Below are 6628 nucleotides of genomic sequence, written 5' to 3'. Positions count from 1 at the left end.
TGGCGCCACGGGCGACCTGGAAACGGCGCGCGCGCTGTTCATGGGTGCGCAGGCCGGCGTGATGGCGTTCGGCTCGCCGGGCACGGGCATGCGCTACGGCTGGCACGAGGAAACCCGCGACAACGGCAACCAGGTCGTGATCACCACGTCGTCCATCTTCGGCGTCAAGAAGTCGGTCTTCGAGATCGAGGGCGAGAAGCAGGATCACGGCGTCTACGGCATCGACACGGCCGCTGCGTCGCGCTGATCCAACCCAACGAATAGAAGGAGTCAGACATGGCTTTCAAACAACTCAGTGCCGTGGCCGCAGGCCATCAGGCACCCATCACCCCTGGCGGCTCCGAGCTGGTGCGCTCGCGCTTCGGCCAGCCCCTAGCCGTGGCAGACCACGCAGTCGGCGCCCGTGGCGTCATCGGCATCCTGCCCGCTGGCACGCTGCCCGTGTCCCTGTTCATCCGCGTGCCTGCCGCCCTGGGCGCGGGCTTCAAGGCCTCCATCGGCCTGGCGGATGCGGCCGGCGACATCAGCGCTGCGGCCGACGACGGCGGCGGTGCCTGGGTGACGGACAACGACGCCGGCGCGGCCGGCGGCTATGTGCACCTGGTGCCTGCAGCCTTTGCCAAGCTGGTGCCCAAGGACGAAGACCGCCACATCGTCCTGAAGGTCACAGGCGCGGGCACGGCCGCAGGCCTCTTCGCCCTGGATCTGATCTACACGAACGCCTGACAGCGTGTGCGCGCCCCGCAAGGGGCTTTCCCCCGGTGGCATCGGCTGCCGGGGCTTTTTGAACCCCGGAGAACCAAACCATGAAGCTGTTCACTTCGCTGCCCGCACGCAAGGACGGAACCCTGATCGTGCGCCTCAAGGGCGCCACCTATGTTTTCGAGGGCAAGCCGCTGGCCTGCGAGGTCGAGAACGAGGCCGATGCCGAACACCTGCGTGCTGGCAACTTCCAGACCGAAGAGGACTTCGAGGCCGAGCAGAAATTCCAGCGCCTGTCCGCCGAGCGCGAAGCCCGCCGCGCGGCCCTGGACGGCAAGACGCCTTCCTCGCGCAACACCTTCACGCCCGGCGTGGGCCAGCGCGATGACGACGAAGACCTGGACGGCGGCACCGGACTGCCGCAGGAAGCCGACACGCCGGCTACCGGCGCTGTGCGCCGTACCGCGCGTGCATCGGCCGTGAAGTAAGGCAGGCGTATGGCCTCCTGGGAGAACTGGATGCCCGAGCTGGTCCTGGCCGCCCCCAAGGCGCCGGTCCCGCTCATTCACCTGGCGCTGAACCGGGCCGCGCGCACCTTCCTCAAGGCCACGCGCGCCTGGCAGGAGTGGCTGGAGCCCACGGACGTGACGGGCGAGGCCTTCGCCGAGTACACCTTCGAGCTGCCCCAGGGCGCCGAGCTGCTGCGCCTGGAGCGCGCCACGCTGGCCGGGCGCCCGCTGGAGGTGGCCAAGGCGCGCGATCTGCCGGCCGACCCCTGGCAGCACGAGCTGCGCGGCAAGCTCTACCTGGTCACGACCAACCTGCGCGAATTCACAGTACGCACGGGCAGCGCGGGCCGGCTGCAGGTCTACGCCTCGTTGATGCCGTCCCTGCGCGGCAACAGCGTACCGGACGAGGTGGCCTCGCTCTACCACGAGGCGATCCGCGAGGGCGCCAAGGCCGAGCTGCTGGCCACTGAGGGCACGGACTACTACAAGCCCGACCAGGCCGGCGTGGCCCTGGCGTTCTTCCAGCGCGCCATGGATGACGCCACGGCCGACGTGTGGCGGTCCAACACCAGCCGCGGCTCGCGGGGGAGGGCGTCATGGCTTTGACCGTGGCCCAACTGCTGGACGATGCAGCGCGCGACCTGCAGGACAAGGGGCACATCCGCTGGACCCGCGCGGATCTGCTGGACTGGTTCAACGCCGCGCAGCGTGCCTTTGCCGAGCAGCGGCCCGACCAGATGGCCCAGCCGCGCGACCTGGTGCTGGCCGCCGGGTGGCGGCAGGAGCTGCCGGCCGACGTGCTCACGCTGATCGACATCACCAACAACGCCAACGCCACGCAGCGGCGCATCACCAAGACCGACCTGTGGGTGCTGGACGCCGTGGCCGGTGCCTGGCGCTCGGGCTCTCCGGGCCGCGAGGTGCAGCACTACATGCACGATCTGGGCACGCCCCAGGAATTCCTGGTCTATCCGCCCGTGGCAGCAGGCACCAAGGTGCGCGCCATGGTGGGTGTCGCGGCTGTGGACCTGGCCGACGAGAGCGGAACGCCCAGCGTGCCCGAGCGCTGGATGGATGCGCTGCGGCACTTCGTGCTGTTCCGTGCCTGGTCCATCGACGCCGAGTTCGGCGGCAACGCGACCATCGCGGCGGCGCACCGTGCCCTCTACAACGAGGCGCTGGGCATTCAGGCCCAGGCAGCAGCAACGACGGCCGTGGCGCAGAAGTAAGCGCAAGAAATCCCCGGTGGTGACCAAGCCTGCCTATACTGCGGGCAATTTCCACTGGGGCGCTGGAGTGCTCGGAACCATAGGAGCCGATATGGCTGGTTTCTCGACCTCCCTCGCCAACGCGATCATCAGCGCCACGCTGCGCAAGCAGGCCTTCCCGGCCATCCGCAACACTTTCTTCGCCTTGTTCACGGCGGACCCCACCGACGCCTTCACCGCCGGCACCGAGGTGGCAGCACCGTGGTACCAGCGCGTGGCCACGGGCGCCTTTGCCGCGCCGAACAACGGCGCCACCTACAACGCCGTGCGCGCGGAGTTTCCGCCCGTCACGGGCGCCCAGGTCACGGTCACGCACATCGGAATCATGGAAGGTGACTCGGCCACCGATGGCACGGCCACTCTCATGTATTCCGAGCCGCTGCCCACGCCGCGCACGCTGCAGATCAATGACGTGTTCCTGGTGGACAGCCAGGCACTGACGGGCGACTTCACGCTGCAGCTGCTGTAAGCCATGAACAGGGGAGCACTCAATGGCTTCGCGCTGAACGGGCGGGCCTCCGATCCCGTGGTGCGCATCCGCGTGGACGCCAAGGGCTATGCCCGCGTCCGCGTGGGCGGGCGCGTGCTCGCCTATGCCGTGGTGCACTCGGCCCCCGCTGCTGCGCTCACCGGCCCGCTGGGCCGCGTGCATGCCAAGCTCTCGGCCGATTCCGTGGCGCGCGCAGCTGTCGAGGGCGTGCTGGGCCGGGTCCATGTGCGCAGCCTGCTGGCAGCCACCGGCCGCGCCATCGTCCAGGTCACGCTGCCTCCCGTGCGCGGGCGTGTGGCAGTCCAGGCCCGGGCCAGCGCCACGGTCACGGCCCATGTGCAGGCCCGCGTTGGCGTGGACGCGACCGCGCGTGCCAGCTTCAAGCCCCAGGCGCGTTTGCTGCGCCGTGGCCCTGTGCAATCCACGCCCACCGCCCGTGGCACAGCCGATGGCCGCATCTACGTGCGCCGCTGGCTGCGTTCGCCCGTGGACGGCAAGGGCCAGGCCTTTGTCGTCACGCAGGGGCGGGTCGAGGCGCGTCTGGCCGCGCTGGTCCACGCCAAGGCTGCGATCACGGCCCGTGGGCAGCGCCTGGTGCGCGCGCCGCTGCAGGCCCAGGGCGTGGCCTTCATCGACATCGATCCGGCCGTCCACAAGCGCCTGCCCTTCGATGAGCAGGCACCCGAATCCCGCACCTTCCTCGTGCCCGCAGGAATGACCACCTTCTACGTCACAGACCAGGGGCAAAGCATGTTCCGCACTTCCCCCATGCAGCCTGCAGACACGCAGGACTACGACATCGAGTTCGCCGACTGGTTTCCGCCAGGCGACGAGATAGTTTCCGTGCAGCTCAAGGTGCAGCCGGCCATGCCCATGCCGCCGTCCTTTGCCTTCGTGGGCCAGCGCGTGAAGGTCTGGATCTACGCGGGCGGCCTGAGCGGCCAGAAGTACCAGATCAGCGTGGCCGCAACGACCAACGACGGCCGCACGAAAGAGGTGGAGCTGATCGTGCCCATCAAGGAAAAATAGAAATGCCGCAGCTGTTCCTGAACAACTTCCAAACCCAGTTCATCGCCGACGTGCGCGCGGCGCCGCAGACGGGCGCGCCGGGCAGCGAGCTGGACTACGGCGTGCTGCGCGTGTCCGATGGCGCGGCCGGCACGCTGCTGAATCCACCCGCCGGCGGCTGGTACGTGCTGACGGCCTACAAGCGCAACGGATCGCTCGAAACCGATTACGAGATCCTGCGCGTCACGGCCGTGGACAACTCGGTGATCGGTGAATGCCGGCTCACGGTGCTGCGCGGCCAAGAGGGCACGGCGCCCCGGGCCTACAACTCGGGCGACCTGCTGGAGATGCGCATGACGGCCGGGGGTATGCGCGAGGTGGTGCAGACCACGGATGAGCGCATGTCGAATCCGCGTGCACCGACCGGCGCGGCCGGTGGCGTGCTGGCCGGCCAGTACCCGAACCCCACGTTTGCCCAACCCATGGCCACGGCGGCGGATCTGCAGGGCAAGGTCGACAAGGTGCCAGGCAAGGGCCTGAGCGCCAACGATTTCAGCGACGAGGCTGCGGCAAAGCTCGGCGGTGTGGCGACGGGTGCCACCAAGAACGCGACCGATGCCCAACTGCGGGACCGCAGCACGCACACGGGTGAGCAGGCGATAGCCTCCGTCACCGGCTTGCAAGATGCGTTGGACACGATGTTGAAGAAGTCCGGCGACACCATGAGAGGTAGTCTGAATTTCTACGGAAATGGCTTGAGGCTGACCGCTGATTTCAGTAGCAACGTGCTCTCTGATCGCCTCGCCTTTCAGTCGAACATCAACAATTCTTTGACCATCGTTGGGGCGCTTCCAACAGGCACAGGGACAATCTCGGGCTTTCGCGCCCATGGTGGCACAGATCCAGGTAACTCGGCTGTGGGCGATTTGGTGATTCTGGGAGGCCAAGAGGTCCGCCTGAACTCCGGTGTCACGGGAAATGGTCAGTACCTGCCGATGACGTTTTACACCAGCGGTACAGAGCGGATGATTATCCGAACGAACGGTAATGTTGGTGTTGGTACGTCTGTGCCGCTGTCCAAGTTTGTCGTGAGCAATTCGGCTCTTGTAGGTGGTGGTCCGCAGACTACTGGCGGTGGTGCCGACCCGAATTCCATCATGCGCTTGCAAGGGGGAAGTGTTGCGTTGGATTTTGGGGTGTATCAGTCTGGGGCCTTTTGGATACAGCCGCGAATCTATTCGGATTACACATTGAATCAATGGCTGTTCTTGAATCCTAATGGTGGTCCTGTCCTCGTTGGTAATGGAGGATTTGGTTACGGTCCTGGTGCCGGTGGCACAGTGACCCAGCCAACAAGTAAATCTACCAATGTTGCTATCAACAAAGTTGCCGGAGTGATTACCACGCACAACCAAGCGTTGTCGCCAAATACCGTGGCTGTATTCTTGGTATATAACAGCATGGTGGGGCCCCTCGATGTTGTCAATCTGACATTGACCAATAGCTTCGGAACAGTTGATTCATCTTTTTATAATGCTTGGGCTGTTGCTAATAACGAGGGGTCATTTTATATATGTTTGAAGAATATTTCATCGTCTGCCTTAGCACATGCGGTGCAAATCAATTTTGCAATTACTAAGGGCGCAGCAATCTAATGAAAATAAAGAGCGTTATTCGCTACGAAAACGCCCATGCAATTGAGGCGACATGGGTTGATGATGAGGGCAATGTGGCACGTTGCCACATTTATGCCAATTCCCAAATGCAGGAGTTGCGCTCCGACCTGGGGGCGCAAGCGCCGGAGTACGAGTTTCTGATCGCGGCGGTCGAGGCCACGGAGGAGCCGCCGCCGCCGGCGGTAGTTCCCGAATCATGCACGCCCGCCCAGGGCTTGGTTGCTCTCTATGTACTGCGGGGCATCACTGAAGATGCGCTCAATTCGACCATTGAGGCCATCGAAGATGACGCCTTGCGCTATACGACCCGCATAGGATTTGCCAGGGCGACTGAGTGGAGGCGCCGCAGCCCCTCCATCGTGCTGATGGGCGAATTACTGAGCCTTTCTGCAGCAGACCTTGACGCGCTTTTCACGCATGCGGTGACCGTCGAGGTTTGAAATGGTGCCAAGCCTGCCAGGGTAGCAGGCCATGACCACCTACAAGCTGTCCGCATTCCCGGGCGAGGCGCCCAGCGTGTCCGATCGCGCGCTGGGCGCGAACTTCGCCCGGGAGCACTTCAATCTCTTCCTGCCCAGCTCCGAGTTCTGGCCGCTGGCCACCGACCGGCGCCACTCGGCATGCCTGGCCGGCACCCGCACGCTGCACCGCTTCGCGCGAGATGCCAGCGGAGCCGTGGTGCAGAACCCGGCCGCACCCATCCGCTCCTGGGTGCAGGAGCTGTCTCTGGTCAAGGGCCAGATCAACGACGAGGCCACCGAGCGCACCTACCAGACCACCAACGACGGCAGCGCGGCGCCGCGTGCGCTGGACGTGCGCGGCAACGACCGGCTGCTGGGCGTGGTGCGCCCGGTCAAGCCAACGGTCACCCTGCAGGTGGTGGACGAGTTCACGACCGAGGAGGCCAAGACCTGGCTGTATGGCGACTTCGCCGAGCTGGTGCGCGCGGACCTGCTGGCCACGGTGATCCAGCAT

The 6628-nt window shown here is 65.5% G+C and carries 9 protein-coding genes and 1 pseudogene; all 10 read left to right on the top strand.

The genetic code is table 11. The annotated features are described in order from the left end of the window. A partial coding sequence (locus DA1_RS29115; protein WP_155737676.1) for a phage capsid family protein occupies window positions 1-247 on the top strand: 247 nt, incomplete at its 5' end. Between the two features lie 29 nt (window positions 248-276). Next, the gene (locus tag DA1_RS29110) at window positions 277-726 is read left to right on the top strand and encodes a hypothetical protein (protein ID WP_034393287.1); all 450 of its coding nucleotides are present in this window, start codon (window positions 277-279) and stop codon (window positions 724-726) included. Between the two features lie 80 nt (window positions 727-806). Continuing rightward, complete coding sequence (locus DA1_RS29105) at window positions 807-1190, top strand: hypothetical protein (protein WP_034393288.1); 384 nt, start codon at window positions 807-809, stop codon at window positions 1188-1190. A 30-nt stretch (window positions 1191-1220) separates the two neighbouring features. Next, window positions 1221-1817 carry a hypothetical protein gene (locus DA1_RS29100; RefSeq protein WP_174549427.1) on the top strand — a complete coding sequence of 199 codons (597 nt, stop codon included), beginning with the start codon at window positions 1221-1223 and terminating at the stop codon, window positions 1815-1817. Further along, complete coding sequence (locus DA1_RS29095) at window positions 1808-2440, top strand: phage adaptor protein (protein WP_034393293.1); 633 nt, start codon at window positions 1808-1810, stop codon at window positions 2438-2440. Before DA1_RS29100 ends, DA1_RS29095 begins: the two co-directional genes overlap by 10 nt. 91 nt (window positions 2441-2531) lie before the next feature. Beyond that, on the top strand, window positions 2532-2948 hold the full coding sequence (locus DA1_RS29090; RefSeq protein ID WP_013803287.1) for a phage tail fiber protein: 417 nt from the start codon (window positions 2532-2534) through the stop codon (window positions 2946-2948). 3 nt (window positions 2949-2951) lie between these two features. Beyond that, window positions 2952-3998, top strand: a complete 1047-nt coding sequence (locus DA1_RS29085) for a phage fiber-tail adaptor protein (RefSeq protein ID WP_034393297.1) — start codon at window positions 2952-2954, stop codon at window positions 3996-3998. A gap of 2 nt (window positions 3999-4000) precedes the next feature. Beyond that, window positions 4001-5632, top strand: coding sequence for a hypothetical protein (locus tag DA1_RS29080; RefSeq protein WP_051940722.1), 1632 nt, complete (start codon window positions 4001-4003; stop codon window positions 5630-5632). Next, window positions 5632-6093: a hypothetical protein gene (locus DA1_RS29075; protein WP_062794199.1), complete on the top strand. Its 462-nt coding sequence runs from the start codon at window positions 5632-5634 to the stop codon at window positions 6091-6093. The genes DA1_RS29080 and DA1_RS29075 overlap by 1 nt, the downstream gene beginning before the upstream one ends. Before the next feature lie 31 nt (window positions 6094-6124). Then, window positions 6125-6628, top strand: a pseudogene (locus tag DA1_RS29070) (hypothetical protein); the annotation flags it as partial.

The organism is Delftia acidovorans NBRC 14950 (assembly GCF_001598795.1).
GTDB lineage: Bacteria > Pseudomonadota > Gammaproteobacteria > Burkholderiales > Burkholderiaceae_C > Comamonas > Comamonas acidovorans.
This window is presented reverse-complemented; position numbering and strand designations above follow the sequence as displayed.